Annotated in this window: 16 protein-coding genes; 15 read left to right on the top strand and 1 reads right to left on the bottom strand. The window is 41.4% G+C overall.

The window, feature by feature from the left end:
* Window position 1 precedes the first annotated feature (1 nt).
* From L877_RS0103825 to L877_RS13370, 15 genes are all read left to right on the top strand, one after another.
* The gene (locus L877_RS0103825; RefSeq protein ID WP_034785012.1) at window positions 2-3,013 is read left to right on the top strand and encodes an ATP-binding protein; all 3,012 of its coding nucleotides are present in this window, start codon (window positions 2-4) and stop codon (window positions 3,011-3,013) included.
* Between the two features lie 4 nt (window positions 3,014-3,017).
* A complete protein-coding gene (locus L877_RS0103820) occupies window positions 3,018-3,719 on the top strand; it encodes a class I SAM-dependent methyltransferase (RefSeq protein ID WP_026834961.1) in 702 nt (233 codons plus the stop codon).
* Between the two features lie 53 nt (window positions 3,720-3,772).
* Complete coding sequence (locus L877_RS0103815) at window positions 3,773-5,572, top strand: MATE family efflux transporter (protein WP_026834960.1); 1,800 nt, start codon at window positions 3,773-3,775, stop codon at window positions 5,570-5,572.
* Between the two features lie 61 nt (window positions 5,573-5,633).
* Window positions 5,634-6,734, top strand: a complete 1,101-nt coding sequence (locus L877_RS0103810; RefSeq protein WP_026834959.1) for a metallophosphoesterase family protein — start codon at window positions 5,634-5,636, stop codon at window positions 6,732-6,734.
* On the top strand, window positions 6,734-8,968 hold the full coding sequence (locus tag L877_RS0103805) for an ATP-binding protein (RefSeq protein ID WP_026834958.1): 2,235 nt from the start codon (window positions 6,734-6,736) through the stop codon (window positions 8,966-8,968). The genes L877_RS0103810 and L877_RS0103805 overlap by 1 nt, the downstream gene beginning before the upstream one ends.
* A gap of 56 nt (window positions 8,969-9,024) precedes the next feature.
* Complete coding sequence (locus L877_RS0103800) at window positions 9,025-9,498, top strand: 3'-5' exonuclease family protein (RefSeq protein ID WP_026834957.1); 474 nt, start codon at window positions 9,025-9,027, stop codon at window positions 9,496-9,498.
* 363 nt (window positions 9,499-9,861) lie between these two features.
* Window positions 9,862-10,533: a hypothetical protein gene (locus L877_RS0103795; protein ID WP_026834956.1), complete on the top strand. Its 672-nt coding sequence runs from the start codon at window positions 9,862-9,864 to the stop codon at window positions 10,531-10,533.
* A 12-nt stretch (window positions 10,534-10,545) separates the two neighbouring features.
* Complete coding sequence (locus tag L877_RS0103790) at window positions 10,546-11,736, top strand: glycosyltransferase (protein ID WP_034785008.1); 1,191 nt, start codon at window positions 10,546-10,548, stop codon at window positions 11,734-11,736.
* Window positions 11,736-12,689: an NUDIX hydrolase gene (locus L877_RS14370; RefSeq protein WP_084554755.1), complete on the top strand. Its 954-nt coding sequence runs from the start codon at window positions 11,736-11,738 to the stop codon at window positions 12,687-12,689. The genes L877_RS0103790 and L877_RS14370 overlap by 1 nt, the downstream gene beginning before the upstream one ends.
* A gap of 114 nt (window positions 12,690-12,803) precedes the next feature.
* On the top strand, window positions 12,804-14,768 hold the full coding sequence (locus L877_RS0103775) for a leucine-rich repeat domain-containing protein (protein WP_026834953.1): 1,965 nt from the start codon (window positions 12,804-12,806) through the stop codon (window positions 14,766-14,768).
* Window positions 14,769-14,782: 14 nt separating this feature from the next.
* Entirely contained in the window at window positions 14,783-15,703 is a 921-nt protein-coding gene (locus L877_RS0103770) for a DMT family transporter (protein WP_026834952.1), read from the top strand.
* A gap of 75 nt (window positions 15,704-15,778) precedes the next feature.
* Window positions 15,779-16,645: a phosphoribosylaminoimidazolesuccinocarboxamide synthase gene (locus L877_RS0103765; RefSeq protein ID WP_026834951.1), complete on the top strand. Its 867-nt coding sequence runs from the start codon at window positions 15,779-15,781 to the stop codon at window positions 16,643-16,645.
* Window positions 16,645-18,033, top strand: coding sequence for a Y-family DNA polymerase (locus L877_RS0103760; RefSeq protein ID WP_034785005.1), 1,389 nt, complete (start codon window positions 16,645-16,647; stop codon window positions 18,031-18,033). Before L877_RS0103765 ends, L877_RS0103760 begins: the two co-directional genes overlap by 1 nt.
* 17 nt (window positions 18,034-18,050) lie before the next feature.
* The gene (locus L877_RS0103755) at window positions 18,051-18,254 is read left to right on the top strand and encodes a hypothetical protein (protein WP_026834949.1); all 204 of its coding nucleotides are present in this window, start codon (window positions 18,051-18,053) and stop codon (window positions 18,252-18,254) included.
* 1,242 nt (window positions 18,255-19,496) lie between these two features.
* On the top strand, window positions 19,497-20,360 hold the full coding sequence (locus tag L877_RS13370) for a hypothetical protein (protein ID WP_051437659.1): 864 nt from the start codon (window positions 19,497-19,499) through the stop codon (window positions 20,358-20,360).
* 72 nt (window positions 20,361-20,432) lie between these two features.
* Here L877_RS13370 and L877_RS0103735 read toward each other — a convergent pair whose 3' ends face one another.
* Complete coding sequence (locus tag L877_RS0103735; protein WP_026834948.1) at window positions 20,433-21,149, bottom strand: NAD-dependent protein deacylase; 717 nt, start codon at window positions 21,147-21,149, stop codon at window positions 20,433-20,435.
* Between the last annotated feature and the right edge of the window lie 16 nt (window positions 21,150-21,165).

Here is a 21,165-nt window from a genome sequence, read left to right as displayed (position 1 = left end):
TATGGAAAAATATAATGATATTGAAGTGTTAGATAATAGTACTCCTGTAATCACCGCAGATGATAGAAATAAGCTCCAAATTGCGGAGGAATTTGTGAGAAAAAAGTATCTCTCAAGACTTGAAGAAATGCGCATTGTACCTGCATTGCGCGTTCTTCCGTTAGAGGATGATATCATAGATAATATTAGATTATATAAAGTTTCAGAGATGGTATATTCCAAAGACGAGATAGTTACAGATAAATTTACAACTGTATTTAATACGCTGTCAACATATAATGCAAGCGTATTTATTATGTTAGATTCCGATGGGGAAAAGACTGATTTTTACATAGGTGTTCGAAATAATGAGACTGATGAAAGGCTGAAGTGCTCTACTGTTTCTCTCGGCGAAACTTTAAAAAATACATTGGTGGGACATTTTCCCGGAACAAGAATATCCGGTGTTGACAGAAGGAAAATAGCAGAGTTATCTGAAAGAATATCTTCCAGAGATAATGTTGCATCAGTAAGTGTTGTGGGTAGTCCTAAGAGTGAAAAGGGACAAAACAATCAGGAATTTGTACAGGGAATAGAAAAACTTGCCCTCTCCATGGAAGGCAGGAGATACATCGGAATTATCATTGCCGAAAATCAAGCTTCCGAAAACATCCAGGAGCTTAGAAACTTTTATCAGCAAATGTATACTAATTGGTCTCCATTCCAGAAAGTGCAGTTCTCGTATAATGAGTCCAGGAGCACATCGAAAAATAAGTCATTCTTTGAAATGAGTGGAAAGCAAAAAGCGTCCATGATAGGAGGATTAGTGGCTTCTGTGGGTGGAATGATTAGCGGCGGATTAGTGGGAAATGCTGCGAAAAGCGTAGGAATAGCTACGGGAACTTTGGCTGGCGGACAGATTGGCGGTCAGATAAGCCAATTCATTACTTCGTTGGCCCCAAGTGAGCAAAAGACTGAATCTAAGTCAACTACAACCAGCACAACAACAGAAAATAAAGCTGTTACCGATGTCTTGCATGTACTTGATGAAATGATTCAGAAAACAAGAGAATATGACAGCTATGGCATGTGGAATGTTGCGGGATACTTTGCCTCGGATGACATGACATCAGCCGAGATGGCAGCCAGCAATTATAGGGCCTTGATGAACGGCGATAAGTCGGGAAGAGAAGTGTCGGCAGTTAATTCATGGAGGAAAAATAGTCCGGATATAATTGGCAAATATGAAGATTTGACATCTAGTTTATCGAGATTTATTCATCCATTGTTTTGCTACGGAGAAAACTATGATAATCAAGTATTGTTAGATGCAACTACATCTATAAGCGGCAAGGATCTAGGACTTCACCTAGGACTTCCGAGAGTTACGGTGTCGGGGTTGCCGGTGATAGAACATGCCGAGTTTGGCAAGGAAGTGACTGTCTACCATACAGTTTTCTCTGATGAATCTCAGGGACCGGAGAATAGAATGACTTTGGGAAAAGTATTTGACCTTGGAAGAACCACTAACAAGCCGGTAGAGCTGAAGAATAATAGCCTAAATATGCATACATTTATCACCGGATCAACTGGTTCAGGTAAGAGCAATACAGTCTATCAGATGCTCTGTGAACTCCATCAGGACCGTATACCGTTTCTTGTAATAGAACCTGCAAAGGGCGAGTATAAGGATGTCTTCGGGAACTGGAAAGATGTAAATGTGTTCTCAACAAATCCCAATGTTGCAGAGCTCATCAATCTCAATCCATTCCGCTTTCCGGATTCAATCCATGTTCTTGAGCACGTGGATGGTTTGGTTGAAATATTCAGCGCATGCTGGCCAATGTACGATGCTATGCCATCTTTTTTCAAGGATGCAATGCTAAAATCTTATGAAACAGTTGGATGGGATCTTGGATCTTCAACCTTTGACGGCGATGAGATTGAGTATCCTGATTTCGAAGTATTGGCAGAGCAGTTGGATGAGCTGATAGAGAATTCTGATTATGCATCGGATATTAAGTCGAATTATAGAGGGGCCTTGATCACGAGAGTAAAGTCTCTGACAGTTGGACTTAATAAATTTATATTTACATCAGAGCAAACACCTTATAGCAGAATATTTGACCAGAACTGTATCCTTGATATTAGCAGGGTGAAATCAATCGAAACCAAGGCATTGATTATGGGTATGATGGTCTATATTTTAAATGAATATAGAGCAGACCAAAAGGAAACAAATAACAATGGATTAAAGCATGTGACAGTCCTCGAAGAGGCGCATAATCTGCTCAAAAATACAGATAAAACTGAGTCGGATCTCGTGGGTAAATCTGTGGAAATGCTCACTCAGACTATCGCCGAGATAAGAACATACGGAGAGGGCTTTATAATTGTGGATCAGTCGCCATCCTCGGTTGACATCTCTGCAATTAAAAACACCAACACCAAGATAGTTCTTCGCACGCCGGAGGCAGGGGATAGAGAGGCCGTTGGTCGTTCTATGGGGCTTACAGCTAACCAAGTTAACGAGATAGCCAAGCTCCCAAGTGGAGTAGCTGTTGTATACCAAAATGATTGGGTAACACCGGTGCTTACAAGGGTTGCCAAAGCTCCGGTGGAGGAAGAGAGATATGTGAATGATAAGGTGGAGAGAATCGTGCCTGTGAAAGTGGCAAGAAACCAAGTCATAAAGGCGATAATGGAACCATGGTTCCCTGGAGAAAAACTCCAATTTGTTGATTTGGTAGCAGCTCTTGATTGCTTAAATGTATCTCGAGAACATCGCAAGTATTTGTCGACAATGATATATACATATGAAAAACATAATGGGCATATGGTATGGGACGAGAATTCACTGGGATTACTGAAAAAACTTTTGATGGATATAATGGATATCACTGATAGTATATTGATGGATATAATTGGAAAGAATAATCCAGATAATCTGAGGAAATTAGTGAAATCAAAGATAAAGAACTTTTCTCAAGGTGATATTGAGGAGATATGTTATATTCTTACTAAGGAGGAGTGAGATATTGAAAGAATTAAAGAATTTACCCGCTTGGGAACGCCTATTCAAACGAATAGTTTGGGAACAGTTAGGAGATTTATCAGATAAAAGAATTTTAGATTTCGGAAGTGGCGAGGGAATTACTGCAGACCATTTTGCGGAAAAGAATGATGTAGTAGCTGTGGAGCCATGGGATGAAATGTTAAAGGATGCATGGCAAAACCATGAGTATAAGCAGATTGTGGGAGATGTTACGGCTCTTAAGGAGTTTCCTGAGGGAGAGTTTGATGTTATAATATGCCATAATGTCTTGGAGTATATCGATGATAAAGCAACAGTTTTGGCGGAACTTCAGCGCGTATTAAAGCCGGGAGGTTTTATATCAATAGTAAAACATAACAGGGCTGGACGGGTGATGCAGATGGCTGTACTGCTCGATGATTTCGACAAGGCATTGGGGCTTCTTGATGGAGAGAATTCTAGTGCATCTAAGTTTGGAGCAATTAGATATTATGAGGATTGTCAAGTTGAAGAGTGGTGCGATGAGCTGACAGTCGAAAAAACTCTTGGAATACGAGCTTTCTGGGATTTACAGCAGAATCAGGAAAAGCACACGGATGAAGATTGGCAGTCAAAAATGGCTGAATTAGAAATGCGAGTGTCGGATTTGGAGCCATATAAGAGCATTGCATTTTTTCATCATTTAATACTGAGAAAATGCTTATAGAATACGGCACCACACCGTTATAGAACACTTAGAAGAAAGTATGAGGGATTAATATGAATAGAAGTTTAAAATCAGATGTTATGTCTACTAAAATGGTAAGGAATTTTATGCCATCATGTATGATTTATGCTCTTGTGCAATCTATGACATTTTTGGTTGATACGATTCTTGCCGGACACTTTTTGGGGAAAGATGCAGTGGCTGCATGTGCTATGGGATTACCAGGTATAGGTATGATGTTAGCTGTAACGTCTATGGTTTTGCAGGGAGGGTATTTGAAACTTATCCAATGCTTGGGAAAGAGCGATGTGGACAGTTATAACAGAATATTTTCCATTACGCTTAGCCTGACTATTATTATAGATCTTATCTTTCTCGCACTGTGTCTTTTTGGAACCAATATCGTAGTAATTATTGGTGGTGGAGCAAAGGCAACGGCTGAGGCAGCAGCGCTTGGAAATCTATATGTGCGAACGGCTTCTTTGATGGTTATCTTTTTTGCGGTGGGATCCGTGTTCCAACTTGTGAGTGCTACATTTGGATATCAGACCGATCGCATGTTCAGTAGCATCACTAATATTACAGTAAATGTTGTGGTTTCCATAGTGGCTATTCTATTTCTCGCTGACAATTACAAGATTGCCGGATTGGGAATTGGATCGGCTGCCGGTGCATTTGCGCAAATGGTCCTCGCGTTTGTGATGATGAAGCGAAGACGTATTAGTGTGAAATTTCGGATTTATGCACTTAATAAAAGAAATATAATAGATGGACTTGATTGTCTGAGAAGGGGAGTGCCGGCATCAATAGACACTGTTCTTGACAGCGCATGTAGTTCTGTTATAAATAATATAATTCTGTCTGTGTTTGCGGATGGAACTGCCGTATTGGCGCTATTTGCCATGATAAAAACTATCAATACAATAGCAAAACCGGTAGGACGTGGTGGGCTATATGCCAGTGAACCGCTTATCGGTATTCTTCATGGCGAGCGTGATAATGCGGGGATTTGCAGAACATTTAAAACCACAATTAAGTGGGGTGTGATATTTGGTGCAGGCGTTGCAGCATTGCTCATAGCACTTCAATATCCGATTCTGAGTTTTTACAAGTTAGCGGGAAATGTGGATGCGCACATCGGACTTACACTGGTGGCTATAAGTACGATGGTTCTTGTTGTGCCGTTTGCATTTAATTCAGTATATGAATCGACAAACCATCTGATGTTATCGCTGGTGGTATCGGTAATTCCTGACAGTATTTTATATCCGATATTTGTAGCCGTACTTACTAGAGTGATAGGGGTAACAGGAATATGGATTGCTATCAGTTTTTCATTTATTCCATTCTTTATTGTGTACTATACTATTTTTGCAATTATAAATAAAAAGCCTATTGTTCCACTGCAGAGGTTGTTGGCTTTAAAGAAATATGCTAATCTCGATACGGCATTAGAGATTAGCATTCCGATAGAGTCGGAGAGCGTGTCGTTTGTATCAGTAAAATTGCAGAAGTACTTTAATGAGCACAATTCTTCCACCAAAATAGCATATATAAGTGCTCTTTGCATGGAAGAAATTGCTGCGGACTATATTGCATATAGGAAGAAGAATGGTGATATAAATGATAAATCTTATATGGATATAAAAGCATTTAAAGATGATGATAAGATTGAAATTATATTGAGAAACTATGATGAGCCATATGATCCTCTTCTTGTTGAAATAAACGAGAGAGAGGATGAATATTCGAAGATAGGTATTGTCATGGCTCAGAAGATAGCCTCGGATATCAGATACAGTTATGCATATCATCTTAATGTGGTATCTGTAACAATTCCACTGGCAGGGTGATTGTAAATGCCAGAAATCATCCGCGAGAACAATATATTAATAGCAAGAAAGGGGACAACAAATGAAGATATTGCACTGTGCAGATTTGCACTTGGATTCTAAGATGAATTCAAACTTGGACAGAGATAAAGCCAAAGAAAGAAGACTGGAACTATTGAATACTTTTAAGAGGATGGTTGATTATGCTTCTGACTGTGGGATAGGCGTTATATTGATTGCCGGAGATATGTTTGACACGAAGAATATATCGGCAACAACCCGAAATGAAGTGCTTCGAATATTTGAAAATTACAAAGATATCAATTTCTATTATCTTAAGGGAAACCACGATAATGATAATTTCTTGGCGGGGATAGAGAGTCTGCCTGAGAATCTATATATGTTTGATGAAGAGTGGAGAGAGTATGAGGAGTTAGATGGGAGAGTTGTGATTTCAGGGATTGAATTAAGCCGTGAGAATTCTTCCAAAATCTATAATTCACTTGTATTAGATGCCTCAAAGTTTAATATTGTTATGCTTCATGGCCAAGAAGCAGAGAGCGATTTGGGAGATAAGACAGAGGTAATTAATCTGAGAGAACTTCGCAATAAGGGGATTGATTATCTCGCACTGGGTCATGTTCACAAACCTAAGATTCAGGAGCTTGATCCAAGAGCGAAGTATTGTTATCCTGGGTGCCTCGAGGGAAGAGGATTCGATGAGTGCGGTCCCCATGGATTTGTGGTGCTGGATATTGATGAGAATACAATGCAGTATTCAACAGAATTTGCCGACTTTGCCACGAGAAGATTATATGAAGTAGGCGTAGACGTCACGGGATGTAATAATTCTTGGGAAATGATAGAGAGGGCAAGATCGAGTGTCAGACACTGCGAATGTAAGGCATCTGATTTAGTTAAAATAGTGCTAGAGGGTGCGGTTGATGTAGAGTGCGAGAAGAATTTGGATTATATTGAGAAGAATTTTGAAGATGATTTTTATTATGTAAAAGTCAAGGATGAAACAACTATTAGCATTAGTGCTGATGATTATAGATTTGACGAATCCTTAAAGGGAGAATTTGTGAGAAGTGTGCTAGAGGATGACAATATTTCAGAAGAGGATAAGAGAGTTGTTATCAGATATGGATTGCAAGTTCTTGCCGGAGAGGAGGTTATGTGATGAGATTAATATCTTGCCATGTTGAAAACTTTGGAAAACTAAGTGATTTTAGCATGGATTTTACAACCGGAGCAAATGTGATATACGAGGAAAATGGGTGGGGAAAAACAACACTTGCCGCATTTATAAGAGCTATGTTTTATGGCTTTTCAGGAGAGCGTAAAAGAAAAGGTTTGGTCAATGAACGGGAACGATTTAGACCTTGGCAGGGTGGAGTTTATGGTGGACAAATTGTATTTGAAATTCATGGGAATAAGTATCAAATCAATAGAAATTTTGGCAAAACAAATAAAGAAGATATATTTGAATTAAGAGATTGTAATACAAATCTTATTTCAAAAGATTATACAAGTAATATAGGTGAAGAAATATTTAAAATCAATAAGGAGTCCTTTGAGCGGACTATTTTTATTGGGCAAAGTGATTCTCGCACTGAGGCAACGGGAGATATTAATGCCAAGATTGGAAATCTCACTGATGATACCAATGACATTAATAGCTATGAAGAAGCTGATAAAAGGTTTAATGATATCTTGAATTCTCTGGCACCGGGGAGAAAGACAGGGTCAATAAATAGGAGAAAAGAAGAGATAACAAAGTACGAACGATTAGTCAGAGAAGGGGAAGATATTCCGGAAACAATTGATAGGATTTGCGAATTGATCGAGGGTGAAGAGAAGAAAATTGCCCAGATTAAGAAAAGACAGAATGAGCTTAATCTACTTCAGAAGCAAGTGGGAGATAATCAAGTTGCCCTGTCAAAGGTGGAAGAGAGAGAGCATCTGAGACAGGAAATGGAGGGCCGCTGCAAGGAGTATGAAGGCGTCTGTGCGGTGTTTCCCCAGGGGGTTCCGGATGAGGATGCCTTGAATAAGCAGATAAAGAATGCGGAGAAAATGTCCGAGTACCGTGCCCTGCAGCAGTCCTATCCTTGGACAGAAGATGACAAGAGGGAGTTTGTAAAGCTTGGAGAAGATTTTCCAGAGGGGCTCCCGAAAAGTGAGGAGTTAAGCCAAAAACTTGAAGTTGCAAGGAAGTATGATGAGTTGACGAGGCGTCAGATGGCTAACATGAGAGGACAGCAGAGCGTGGGAAAGAAAAGTCTCTCGCCGGTGTTGATTATAGGAGTTGTTCTTGCTATAATGGGGATAGCGTTGACATTCGCGGATATGCTACCGGGAATTATCGCGATTGTCGCCGGAATAATATTTATAATTATTGGCGCTCTGAGTGGTAGAAGGTCAGATCAGGAACAAGTGGAGGAGGATTCACATGAAACTGATAAAATGTTCCGTGACTTGACAAGGTATCTCGCCAAGTATGGCATTGAGTCGGATGAAGCCAGTCTTCGGGATGATCTATATTCTCTAAAAGAAAAAAGTGATAGATTGCAGGAACTGTATAATAGAGGACGAAAACATAATGAGTATGCAAGGGCATGCCATGCCTTGCAAGATGAGATTATTCTCTTTCTGTCTGAGCTGGGATTAGAGCCGGAGGCTAACATAAAGGCACAGCTCCATGGAATAAGAGATAATATAATTAATTATCGCAATGCCAGGAATAATTATGAAGTGGCAAAGAATAAATACGAATCCTTCGATGTCGGGAATGGGCTTGAGATATCTAATCTTCCAAGCTTTGATGTTATCTCGGAAGAATTAAATCAGACTGTCGATGAAGTGACAGCATGCAGAAATAATATTCTTGATTACAATAGAAGGTTGGATGAACTACAGGAGCGAGCAGACGAGTTTGAGGAGAACAAGGTGATTTTGCAGCAACTCAGAGAAGAGCAGCTGGAAGAAGAAGCTAAATTCTCATATATTTCTCTTGCCAGAGAGAAGATGACACAGGCCAAAGAGAAGATTACTGCCAGGTATTCCGGGCCTATTTTAGAGCGTTTTTTGGAGTACTATAAGGTGCTTACCGGGCGAGAGGATGGAAGATTTCACCTGGACGCCAATATCAAGTTAGGGGTGGATATGCTCGGACAGCAGCGGCAGGTGGAAAATCTAAGCGATGGAACGAGAGATCTGATGAATATTTGCCTTCGTTTTTCGCTTGTAGATGTAATGTATGAGAATGAGGCGCCGGTGCTTATTCTTGATGATCCTTTTGCGCTATTTGACGATGAGAAGCTATCTAAGGCGAATCGACTAATCGAATATTTGGAAAATAAATATCAAATATTATATTTTACATGTAGTAGCGCAAGAAGTAATGTAAAATAAACATGATAATAGTATAATTATTTCAATCAGAAATTATCAAGAGAGGAGTTATTACAGTGGGTAAAATTGCAATTATAGATACAGAGACAAATTGGGATGACGAGGTGATGTCAATAGGAATTGCCTTGGCGGATGATTATGACTATGAATTAAAGGATTCAAAGTACTTTATCATTGATCCCTGTTACAAGGCAGGTGGGATGTTTGGAGACCGATTAGAGGTCAAGCCTAAGGGCATGAATGTTATCTGCTCAAGGCGAGAGGCTATCGAGGCTATATATAAATGGCTTGTTTTCAATGATGTGGATTCTTTCTTTGCCTACAATGCACCGTTTGACAAGAATCATCTCCCGGAATTCGGGAAGTTCAAGTGGTATGATATTATGAGGGTTGCCGCCTACAAGCAGCACAATCCCAAGATATCAGATGAGCATGAGTCTCACAATGCTCTCCGCGATGCGCTGGATGAGCTAAAAATAATGGAGATGCTCGGACTTGAAATCGAGGAGTACGAGATAGCTAGGATTTAGAGAAAAGGATGAGCATGTTTAGGCCCCAAAATATGGATGGAAATGCTGTTTTTTTATGGATGATTGTCACAATATGTCGATGATTTTTTCTGCTTGACAAATAGACATAAAATTGGTACAATAATTATATCAATTTGAACAGAATTTGTGGATGCAGAACCACTAGGAACATAAATTTGATTGTTTTGAAAATAATCATATTTCATCTTAGAAAGTATGAAACGGGATTACAGGCAATCACTTGTTGCTTGAATAAAAAAATTTTTTAAGATTATTTCCTTCCAAAACCTGAGGCTACATGTTCATGTAGGTTCAGGTTTTTTCTGCGCTCATATTGAAAACACAAGGAATTGGAGAGGTAGTATGAAATACAGAGGATTGGCAGTTGCACTTTTTGTTGCCTTTTTTATTTTGAGAATCCCCTTATCTCAGATAAATGTTCCGCTTTTTGAAACTGAGGGAGTGGTCCAAGCTGAAGAGTATACAGAGTCCCAGAAGGCTCAGGCCAAGGCATGGTTGTCCGCCCACGGGTATTCACCGACAAGAGCGGGTGCTTCTCAGGCTTACTCTGATTATCTGAGTGGCAAGTTGAAGCTCAGCGCTTCTGAAGAGGCAAGACTGGGGCTTCAGTCAAGCCATACAGAAGAGAAGGGGGAAAAAAAGCATACTAAAGCCAAATCAAAGAAGAAAAAAGTAAGGGAGACAGCCACCCCACCAGAGACAGTTGCCCCATCGGAGACAGCTGCCCCATCGGAGACACCCAAAAAGGCGAATGTAAAATCAGAAACCATGACGCCGGTAGATGACAAGAAATCGACAAAGAAGACTATGTCAAGTGAAGGGACAGAGAAAAAGGAAGCCCCAAGAACAACTGATGGGCCAACACCGGAAGCGACAATAGAAGCTATCACGACTCCCTCCCCGGTTACAGTTGATAATGGGGAAAATGGGACGATAAGTTACTTGATAGCAATAGGCGCAGGAGTAGGAATTGCAGGTGTGTTAATTGCGGTAGTTCGTAGGCGCCGCAAATAGTGGAGAATAACCATGAATATAGAAAAGATAGTTATGTTTAAGCGTGGGATAGAGACGCTTTCGTATTTTTCCGAACAGATGGGGAAACGCTTTGAAAAGTTGGGATATCAAGTGTTTTACTTCGATTTATGCAAGGAATATGAGTCCATGTCTGAGCTCATATGGTTTTGCCAGGAGGGCGATACTGTTGTAGTGAGTTTTAACTTTGACGGTTGTTCCGGGGAGGAGTGCTTTGTGGATAGCGAAGGCACATCCTTTTTTACGGCTAGACATATCCCGTTTATCAATATAGTGGTGGATCATCCCTTCTATTATCACAAGTTTAAGCCGCTTTTGCCGGAGAATTATATACAGATTTCAATCGACAGGGAACACGAGGCATATATGAGACGTTTTTTCCCCGAGATAAGGCGCGGACCATTTTTGCCCCTTGGAGGGACCTGCATATGGGAGTCTAAGAAAAATATTCCGACATGGGATGAGAGAATATTTGACATCGTATTCACAGGAAATTATAATCCGCCGGAGATATTCAATGAGGCGATTCACAGACATGGCGAAGAGTATTCTAGGTTCTATTATGATATAATTGATGATTTCAAGGCACATCCTTGGAAGTCCATGGATGCCACTATAGAGGAGCATATTCGAAGAGATGCGGTAGATGTCACAGAGGATGGTATCAAAGATACGATGCCCAACATGATATTTATTGATCTCTACGTGAGACATTGGTTTAGAGGAGAAGTCGTAAAAACGCTGGCAGATGCGGGGCTCAAGGTGTGCTGCTTTGGAACCGGATGGGAGAAGGTGGATACGAAGAAACCTGAAAATCTTGTGAAGGGCAACCTACTTGATTCCTATGGGTGTCTCAGGCAGATAAGCCAAGGGAAAATCTCCCTCAATGTGATGCCATGGTTCAAGGCTGGAGCCCATGATAGAGTATTTAACTCCATGTGCAATGGAGCGGTTTGCCTGACTGATAGCTCGAGATATCTAGATGAGATTATGATCGAGGGAAAACACTATATGAAATACGAATTATGGGAACTTGACAAACTCCCTGATATAGCCGGAAGTATATTAAATAATAGAGATAAGTGGGAGGAGATAAGTGAAGCAGGATACGAGTTTGCGATGGGAGAACACACGTGGAGCCATCGCGCTGATGCAATAGATTGTTTTATTAGAGAGGAATTGTGATGAAGAAATATAACTTTTATGGATGGGAAACTGCGGATGTCAAGGATGCCAGTGGCATGGACCCAAGAGAGTATTATGACATATTGTCGAGGGTATGGAGCCGTGAGACGTGTACGCCTAGGCTCAGAGACTCTTGGAGTCCAGAGAATATCACGGTCGGCCAGTGCGCCATTACTGCATTTCTCCTTCAGGATTACTTTGGCGGAGATGTTTATGGGGTCCTTCGCCCCGGCGGCAATTATCACTGTTTTAACGTTGTTGACGGATGTGTCTTTGACTTGACCAGCGAGCAGTTCGGAGATGAGAAGTTAGACTATAGTCTCACAGCGAAGCAGAGTAGGGCGGAACATTTTAAAAGAGAAGAAAAGAAGGAGAGATATGAGAATTTGCGCGAGCTTTTTGAGGCGTCTAGGGATGAGATGCTTGCCTGGCAAGAACAAGAAGTAACGCATATTGTAAATGATAAGTGGATTGATTTTAGAAAGGCGGATTATCGATTCCCGGATGGCACGATCAAAGGACCATTTTATAGCTATACCAAGAAGGATTACGTGGTTGTGGTGGCCACTGATGAAGAGGGGAAGCTGCTCTGTGTCAAGCAGTTTCGTCATGGCATTGGCCAGGTCACAACGGAGCTACCCGCCGGGGGGATTGAGAAGGAAGATGATGCACTTGGTGCTGCCAAGAGAGAACTTTTGGAGGAGACCGGGTACGAGTCCGAGGAGTGGAAGCAACTTCTCAAGGTGGCATCTCAGCCGACTCTGTCTGATAATTATGCATACATATTTTCTGCAGAAAATTGCAAGCATACATCGGAGCAAAGTCTCGATGAAACCGAATTTCTCGGAGTAGAAAAATATTCCGTCGATCAGGTACACTCACTAATTAAAGAAGGAAAGTTCCAGCAACCTGTTCATATCATGGCATTGCTTTTAAAAGAGCACACTATATGACATATTTATGCCATAAAAAAGCCTGTATATGACATATTTATGACTTGAAAGTTCACTATAATTCTTAATGAATGTGAATTAAAATAACAAATTCAACGAGAGGAGAATTATAATATGAAAAAAAAGAATCTAATTACAGCTGCAACTATGCTAGTTGCAACGGCGCTGATTGCTTTGCCGGGAGTTGCACATGCGGAGAAGAGCTATACTGAAAATGATATTACCTATGATATCAGAAATGGAAAAGCAGTGCTTACAGGTTCGAAGCTGAAAGGCGATACCTTAAATATTCCACGTGAAGTGAATGGATATCAGGTGGTTGGAATAGAGTCATATGCTCTAGATCATTCTAAGTATTCTACAATTACAATTCCTAATACTGTTACTAAAATAGGCTATAGCGCCTTTAGTGACAGTGACAAGCTGACATCTATTACCATTCCTAATTCTGTAAAGAAGATAGACACATATGCTTTTAGTGGATGTGGAAGATTGAAGTCGGTGAAGTTGAGTGATAAACTTAAGACAATAGAAAGCGGAATATTTTCAAATTGTCTTAAATTGAAGAGTATATCCTTACCGGCGAATGTCACATTCATTGGTTATAACGCATTTAGAAATTGCTATAAACTTGAGAAAGTAAGTATGGGTAACAAAATCAGTGAGATTGACAGCTCTGCATTTGAAAATGCCAAATCTCTCAAATCAATAGTTATTCCATCGAGTGTTGTGCGAGTTAGAGACTGGGCTTTCAGTGATTGTGAAGGGCTTAAAAAGGTTGTATTTAAGGGGACCAAAACGAGACTTAAGAAATCTATATTCTATGGATGTAAATCTCTCGAGAACGTGAAACTTCCTAAGAAACTCACCAATATACCGGAGCAGACATTTAAGAATAGTGGACTCAAGAAGTTCAAATTGCCTTCGAATGTTTCTATTATCAAGGCGAGTGCTTTTGCAGGATGCAAGAGACTTAAAACTGTCAAGATGAATAGTAAGATATATGCAATTGGCGATTCTGCTTTTGCAGGTAGTACCCTCAAAAGTTTAAAACTCAACAAACGCATGCAATATATCGGAAATAGTGCTTTCAAAGGTACCAATATCAAGCATGTATCCTTGCCCGGAAAGGTTTCATATATCGGTAATAAAGTCTTTGGAAATTGTACAAAGATGCATTCCATCTCGATTCCGTCCAGTGTGAAGGGAATCAACCCGGGGGCATTCAACAATTGCGAGAAACTGAGAGCAATTAATGTTGCGGCCGGTAACAACAACTACAGTTCACAGGCCGGTGTGCTCTACAATAAGAATAAGACAAAGCTTATTCAGTATCCGTTGAATAAGAAGAGCGCAAGCTTTACAGTGCCATCAAGCGTAACAAGTATCAGAGATTATGCCTTTGCAAATAATGCAAATGTCAAAAATGTTACAATTAATTCGGGAAAGATTGGATATTGTTCATTTTATAACATGCCAAAACTTTCTCGTGTGACCGTGGGAAGTGGCGTCAAGAAGATTAGCGCATATGCTTTTTCAGATTGCGAATCCCTCAAGACTGCTAATTTGTCAGATGGAATTAATAAGATTGGAAAAGGAGCATTTGCCAATACTGATTTGCGTGTGTTCCACATACCTTCTTCCCTCAATAAGTTTGATATTTCTGCTCTCAGAGGATGCAACAAAATCAGAGAATTCCAGGGAGGAAGCTCAAAGTTTAAAGTTGAAAATGGTCTGCTCTACAATGGGGCGATGACAAAGCTTATTCGCTTCCCATCCAAGAAGAAGATGGCGGTATATGAGGTTCCAAATTCAGTTACAGCATTTGGAGGACGCGCTATTCACGGAGTTAGCTCCCTTAGAAAGATTTCCTTTGGAAATAAAATCAAGAAGCTTCCATATGCTTGTATATCAAGTTGTCCAAACCTCAAATCTGTGGTTTTCTCAACAGGCACAAAGCTTAAAAATGGATCTTCAGCAATTACAAGTTGTACACACCTTGCTGTGATTGTAGGTAAGAATAACTATACATTTAAGGCTATGGCAAGAAATGCCGAGGCTACATTAATTACACTGTAAATAGAAAGGAAAATATGAACAGTAAATATTTATCCCGAACACCCGTGATGATACTCCTTGCGATGTTTTGCTGTGTGTTGTGGGGATCTGCATTTCCCTGTATCAAGATAGGATATAGGTTATTTGAAATAAATAGTAACGACATATATTCCAGAGTATTATTTGCCGGCTGTCGCTTTGCGATAGCTGGCTTTATGGTTATTGTCATAGAGAGCATTCGAGAAAAGCGATTTGTGGCTCCGAGCCATCCGCGCATGATTATCACTCTCAGTGCTTATCAAACCATAATTCAGTATTTCTTTTTCTATTCCGGATTAGTAAATACGACAGGCGTCAAGTCTGCAATCATAACCGGTGCCGGAACATTTTTAACTTTATTTGTCTGTGGCCTGGGCTTCAAGCAGGAAAAACTTAACGCCAAAAAGATAGTGGGTACTGCTATCGGTTTTCTGGGGATAATAATTGTAAATACCGACGGACTAAATCCCGACTTTTCCCTAAATGGCGAAGGTTTCCTGCTGGTAGCAGCCCTGTCCTCCGCCTTTGCCTCCGGCTTTATTAAAAAATATTCCGCCGACGCAAGCGTGGTAATGCTAAGTGGTTACCAGTTTTTCTTCGGCGGAATAATTATGGCTATAGTGGGTTGGGTCTTCGGTGGCAGACTGAGTTTTTCGGGGCTTTCTAGCGGTGTTCTTCTCGCTTATATGGGATTTATCTCTGCCGCGGCATATACGATTTGGGGCTTGTTATTGAAGTACAATGATGTTTCGAAAGTGTCCACATGTAAATTTATGAATCCGCTCTTTGGCGCACTCTTATCTTTTGTTTTTCTGGAGGAGTCGGGAGAGATTGACTGGAGAATATTTGTCTCACTGGCCCTAGTATGCGTAGGAGTGCTGATAGTCAACCTCAAAAATACACCCGCGACCAAATAAGCTCTTGCAAATGAATTTGCATTATGATACTATAACTACATATCTTATTTTAAAGTTTTTAAGGAGGAAAGATTGATGAAACCAATTAAAGAAGGAAAAGTCAGAGAAATCTACGATGCAGGCGAGTGCCTTGTGATGGTGGCTACAGATCGTATCAGCTGCTATGACGTAATTCTCAAGAACATTATCAAGAAGAAAGGAACAGTTCTTACACAGATGTCAAAGTTTTGGTTTGACATGACAGAGGATATCGTTCCCAATCATATGGTTTCAACAGATGTTAATGAAATGCCTGAGTTTTTCAGACAGCCACAGTTCGATGGCAATAGCATGATGTGCAAGAAGCTCAAGATGCTTCCAATAGAGTGTATCGTACGCGGATATATCACAGGAAGTGGTTGGGCAAGTTACCAGAAAGATGGAACAGTTTGCGGAATCAAGCTTCCAGAGGGACTCAAGGAATCAGATAAGTTGCCTGAGCCAATCTACACTCCATCAACAAAAGCTGAGATAGGTGATCACGATGAGAATATTTCTTTTGAGAGAAGCGTTGAAGTATTAGAGAAAGAATTCCCTGGAAAAGGTCAGGAATACGCCGAGAAACTCCGTGATTACACTCTCGAATTATATAAAAAATGTTCCGCTTATGCTGAGAAAAAAGGCATCATTATCGCGGACACAAAGTTTGAATTTGGTTTAAATGAAAATGGTGAAATCGTAATCGGAGACGAGATGCTTACACCTGACAGCTCACGTTTTTGGCCAGTAGAGGGCTACGAGCCGGGACACGGCCAGCCATCTTTCGATAAGCAGTTCGCAAGAGATTGGCTCACAGCCAACAAAGGTCAGCATGACTGGGAACTTCCAGAAGAAATTGCACAGAAAACAATTGACAAGTATCTCGAAGGTTATGAGATGATTGTAGGAGAAAAGTTAGCCTAATGGATAATAATCGTATAGATCAGAATAGGATTTATGTTGCGATTGATTTGAAGTCTTTTTACGCATCCGTAGAATGCGTGGAAAGAGGACTCGATCCGCTGACGACTAATCTAGTCGTCGCCGATAACTCAAGAACAGATAAGACTATATGTCTTGCAGTTACTCCTTCCTTAAAGGCCTATGGCCTTTCTGGAAGGAGTAGGCTTTTTGAGGTAAATCATAAGTTGGAGTCTGTGGAGGCTCGCACAGGGGAAAAGGTAGAATTCATCATAGCCAAGCCACGAATGGCTCTCTATATGAAATATTCAACAGATATTTATAATATATATATGGATTACATAAGCTTCGAGGACATCTGTGTATACAGTGTTGACGAAGTTTTTATTGATGTGACTGATTATCTAAAATTCTACAAAATGAGCGCAAGAGAACTAACGAGAAAGATGATACAAGAAGTCAAGACGAGAACAGGAATCACTGCAACTGCGGGAATAGGAACAAACATATATCTCGCCAAAGTAGCCATGGATATCGTTGCCAAACATATCCCCGCTGATGAGGATGGAGTGCGCATTGCCGAATTAGATGAGCTCAGCTATCGCAAGAATCTGTGGGAACACGAACCCATAACAGACTTTTGGCGCATCGGCCCCGGCATAGCAAGACGGCTCAAAGCAAATGGAATAAAATGCATGGGCGACCTAGCCTTGATGTCGCTTCATAATCCTGATTGGCTATACAAACAGTTTGGAGTGGATGCAGAAATCCTAATGGATCACGCCTGGGGCTACGAACCATGCACGATGAAACATATCAAGAATTATAAACCCAAATCAAAGTGCCACGGCGCAGGTCAAGTCCTCATGGAACCCTATACAGCTGAAAAAGCCAAGATAGTAACTCGCGAAATGGCAGAACTCCTCGTCCTCGACATGGTGGACAAAGGACTCGCAACAAGCTCCGTAACACTCCTCATAGGCTATGACCGCATCAATGTAGACAGCGGAAATTATGATGGTCCAGTAGTTGTGGATCACTACGGCCGAACAGTTCCAAAGTCGGCGCATGGATCCGAAAATCTAGGCACAGACACATCATCAACGGAAAAGATAGTCGATGCATTTATGAACATATTTGATAGGATTGTAAATAAAGACTTATTAATCCGCCGAATCACTGTAAATGCAAACAATATAGTAGAAACAAGATACGAGCAAATAGACATGTTTACTGACACTGTGAAACTCGATAAAGAGAAGAAATTACAAAAAGCAATGCTTGATATAAAGAAAAAATACGGCAAAAATGCCATCCTAAAGGGCACCAACCTACAGGAAGGCGCAACTGCCATGGAACGCAACCGCCAGATAGGTGGCCACAAAGCATAGAAAAGGAGAAACTAGTAATGGGAAAGTACGATGATATTCTTCTGACCTCCTGGCCACGTGACGACGGCCATACCAAGATGGCCCTAGAGGAACGAGCCAAAATCTTTGGTGCCTTCATGGCACTGAAAGGCTTCGAGGAGAAGCTAGAGAGAGAGGACGAGACAAGAGTCCACTTTTTCGAAGACAATATGTATGAAATTGACTATAGTGATCCAGATTAGGGGGCATGCTTTGGCATGCCCCTTGGTGGTGCGGGGTATAGGAGCTGATGGCCTGTAGGGGGGGGACGGGGCATGCCAAAATGCGAAACGTAAAATAGGCATGCCCCCGAGGACGGTCAAGATGGCCCGGAGGGGGTAACGGGGCATGCCAAAATGAAGAAAGTGAGAATTGGCATGCCCGCGGAGCGACTTGCTTAGTTCCCAAGTGGGTTCAGGGGCATGCCAAAACGCGAAACGTAAAATAGGCATGCCCCCGAGAGCAGTTGAGATGGCCCGGAGGGGTTGACGGGGCATGCCAAAATTGAAAAAGTGGGAATTGGCATGCCCCCGAAGTCAAGATGGTCTGGAGGGGTTGACGGGGCATGCCAAAAAGCGAAACGTAAAATAGGCATGCCCCCGAGGGAGGTCAAGATGGTCTGGAGGAGGTAACGGGGCATGCCAAAACGCGAAACGTAAAATAGGCATGCCCCCGAGAGCAGTTGAGATGGCCCGGAGGGGTTGACGGGGCATGCCAAAATTGAAAAAGTGGGAATTGGCATGCCCCCGAAGTCAAGATGGTCTGGAGGGGTTGACGGGGCATGCCAAAAAGCGAAACGTAAAATAGGCATGCCCCCGAGGGAGGTCAAGATGGTCTGGAGGAGGTAACGGGGCATGCCAAAACGCGAAACGTAAAATAGGCATGCCCCCTTGGGCGGTCAAGCTGGCCCGGAGGAGGTGACGGGGCATGCCAAAATGCGAAATGTAAAATAGGCATGCCCCCGAGGGAGGAAAAGATGGTCTGGAGGAGGTGACGGGGCATGCCAAAACGCGAAACGTAAAATAGGCATGCCCCCTTGGGCGGTCAAGCTGGCCCGGAGGAGGTGACGGGGCATGCCAAAATGCGAAATGTAAAATAGGCATGCCCCCGAGGGAGGAAAAGATGGTCTGGAGGAGGTGACGGGGCATGCCAAAACGCGAAACGTAAAATAGGCATGCCCCCGAGGACGGTCAAGCTGGCCTGGAGGGGTTAACGGGGCATGCCAAAACGCGAAATGTAAAATAGGCATGCCCCCGAGGGCGGTCAAGATGGCCCGGAGGGGTTAACGGGGCATGCCAAAACGCGAAACGTAAAATAGGCATGCCCCCGAGCCACATTTTAACAAGAAATTTTAGTAAATTATTTCGTGAGACTTGCAGCCATCAGTATTATATGATATAATACCACCACAGTATTAAAATATAAGATATAATAGGAGGTAGGAATTGAATAATATGAAAAAAAGAGAAGTGTTTTTGCAGAAGATTCTTCAAAGAGACAACGTTGGAATTGATGCGACAATAGAGGATTATAACAGTATAATTTCAAAGCTTGACAAGATTCTACAAGGCAAACGGCAGGATGTTGAGGGAGCACCGAAAGGTAAGATCAAGATTAATCCTCACAAAAATGGATATCAATATTATTTCAAGGAGAACTCAGGATCGAGTTGGAAATATATGTCTAAGAAAGATGATTTGATAATCAAAGAGCTTTTGCAAAAACGCTATGACAATAGGGTGGTTAGGGAGTTAGAGAGTTTGATAAGATATTTAAAAGTAAGTAGGAATAATATTAATTCGCTCAAGAGTATACAAAGTGCATATTCAAATTTACCTGATGAAGCAAAAAAACTAATCACCCCCCTAGATATTTCAGATGAAGATTATAAAGAACTTTGGTTAGAAGAGGTTTCGAAAAAGACATCCACGAATTCGTACCCTATAGACACGGATTTCTATACGGATAATGGAGAGCTAGTGAGGTCAAAGTCGGAGTTAAATATCGCCAATTTGCTAAAAAAACATGGGCTGTTGTACAAATATGAATTGCCTGTTAAGCTTGATAATTATGGAACGATTTATCCTGATTTTACTGTTCTTGATGTTAAGAGGAGAAGAGTGTATTATTGGGAGCACAGGGGGCTTATGGATGATGCGATGTATGCTGAAAAGGCTGTAAAGAGATTAAGGGACTATGAGAAAAATGGTATTTTCCTGGGAGAACAATTGATAATAACGGAGGAAACATCGGGGCTTCCTTTGGGGACCAGGACTATTGAAGATATAATTAAGCATTATTTTTATTAGATAAATAATCCGCTAATTTAGAAAAATCCAAGTATGGAGATTTGCTAAATCAGCGGTTTTTTGTTTGTATTATTATGCCCACTCTTTTAATACTTCACCGATTGGGTCTGTAATAATTAGATTTGCATGGGCATTTCTGCTGGTCTTGTCGCGGTTGATAAGAATGAGTTTGTCGCCGCGATAGTAGTCAATTAATCCGGCGGCAGGGTAGACTGCCAGGCTGGTTCCGCCGATGATCAGGACGTCGGCGTTGCTGATATAGTTAACGGCCTTGTCGAGGACATATGAGTCGAGTCCTTCTTCGTATAAAACCACGTCAGGTTTGATTGTGCCTCCGCAGGAGCAAGTTGGGATGCCCTCAGAGTGAGTGATTTCATCGAGGGGGTAGAATTTGTGACAAGACATACAGTAGTTTCGAAGGACGGAGCCGTGTAATTCCAATACTTCTTTGCTGCCTGCCTTTTGGTGCAATCCGTCGATGTTCTGGGTGATGACTGCTTTGCACTTGCCGGCTTTTTCCAGGTTTGCAAGGGCTTTGTGGGCATTATTGGGTTCAGCGTCTTCGAAAATCATCTTGTTGCGGTAGAATCTATAGAATTCTTCCGTGTTTCTGATGAAAAATGAATGGCTGAGAATTGTCTCTGGCGGAAAGTCGTATTCTTGATTATACAAGCCATCGACACTTCTGAAATCGGGAATTTTACTTTCTGTTGATACTCCGGCGCCCCCAAAAAATACGATATTATCGCTTTCGTTTATATACTTTCTCAAAAGCTCTTTTTCGTTCATAAGTAAATCCTCCTGT

Origin of the sequence: Eubacterium xylanophilum ATCC 35991 (assembly GCF_000518685.1) — a bacterium.
Taxonomy (GTDB): domain Bacteria; phylum Bacillota; class Clostridia; order Lachnospirales; family Lachnospiraceae; genus Eubacterium_F; species Eubacterium_F xylanophilum.
The sequence above is the reverse complement of the archived record's forward strand: the minus strand, read 5'-3'. Positions and strand labels throughout refer to the sequence as shown.

Bases quoted from the DNA above. Each gene is read 5' to 3' on its own strand.
- L877_RS0103825 (WP_034785012.1), top strand. From the start codon at position 2: ATGGAAAAATATAATGATATTGAAGTGTTAGATAATAGTACTCCTGTA.
- L877_RS0103815 (WP_026834960.1), top strand. From the start codon at position 3,773: ATGAATAGAAGTTTAAAATCAGATGTTATGTCTACTAAAATGGTAAGG.
- L877_RS0103810 (WP_026834959.1), top strand. From the start codon at position 5,634: ATGAAGATATTGCACTGTGCAGATTTGCACTTGGATTCTAAGATGAAT.
- L877_RS0103805 (WP_026834958.1), top strand. From the start codon at position 6,734: ATGAGATTAATATCTTGCCATGTTGAAAACTTTGGAAAACTAAGTGAT.
- L877_RS0103795 (WP_026834956.1), top strand. From the start codon at position 9,862: ATGAAATACAGAGGATTGGCAGTTGCACTTTTTGTTGCCTTTTTTATT.
- L877_RS0103790 (WP_034785008.1), top strand. From the start codon at position 10,546: ATGAATATAGAAAAGATAGTTATGTTTAAGCGTGGGATAGAGACGCTT.
- L877_RS14370 (WP_084554755.1), top strand. From the start codon at position 11,736: ATGAAGAAATATAACTTTTATGGATGGGAAACTGCGGATGTCAAGGAT.
- L877_RS0103775 (WP_026834953.1), top strand. From the start codon at position 12,804: ATGAAAAAAAAGAATCTAATTACAGCTGCAACTATGCTAGTTGCAACG.
- L877_RS0103770 (WP_026834952.1), top strand. From the start codon at position 14,783: ATGAACAGTAAATATTTATCCCGAACACCCGTGATGATACTCCTTGCG.
- L877_RS0103765 (WP_026834951.1), top strand. From the start codon at position 15,779: ATGAAACCAATTAAAGAAGGAAAAGTCAGAGAAATCTACGATGCAGGC.
- L877_RS0103760 (WP_034785005.1), top strand. From the start codon at position 16,645: ATGGATAATAATCGTATAGATCAGAATAGGATTTATGTTGCGATTGAT.
- L877_RS0103755 (WP_026834949.1), top strand. From the start codon at position 18,051: ATGGGAAAGTACGATGATATTCTTCTGACCTCCTGGCCACGTGACGAC.
- L877_RS0103735 (WP_026834948.1), bottom strand. From the start codon at position 21,149: ATGAACGAAAAAGAGCTTTTGAGAAAGTATATAAACGAAAGCGATAAT.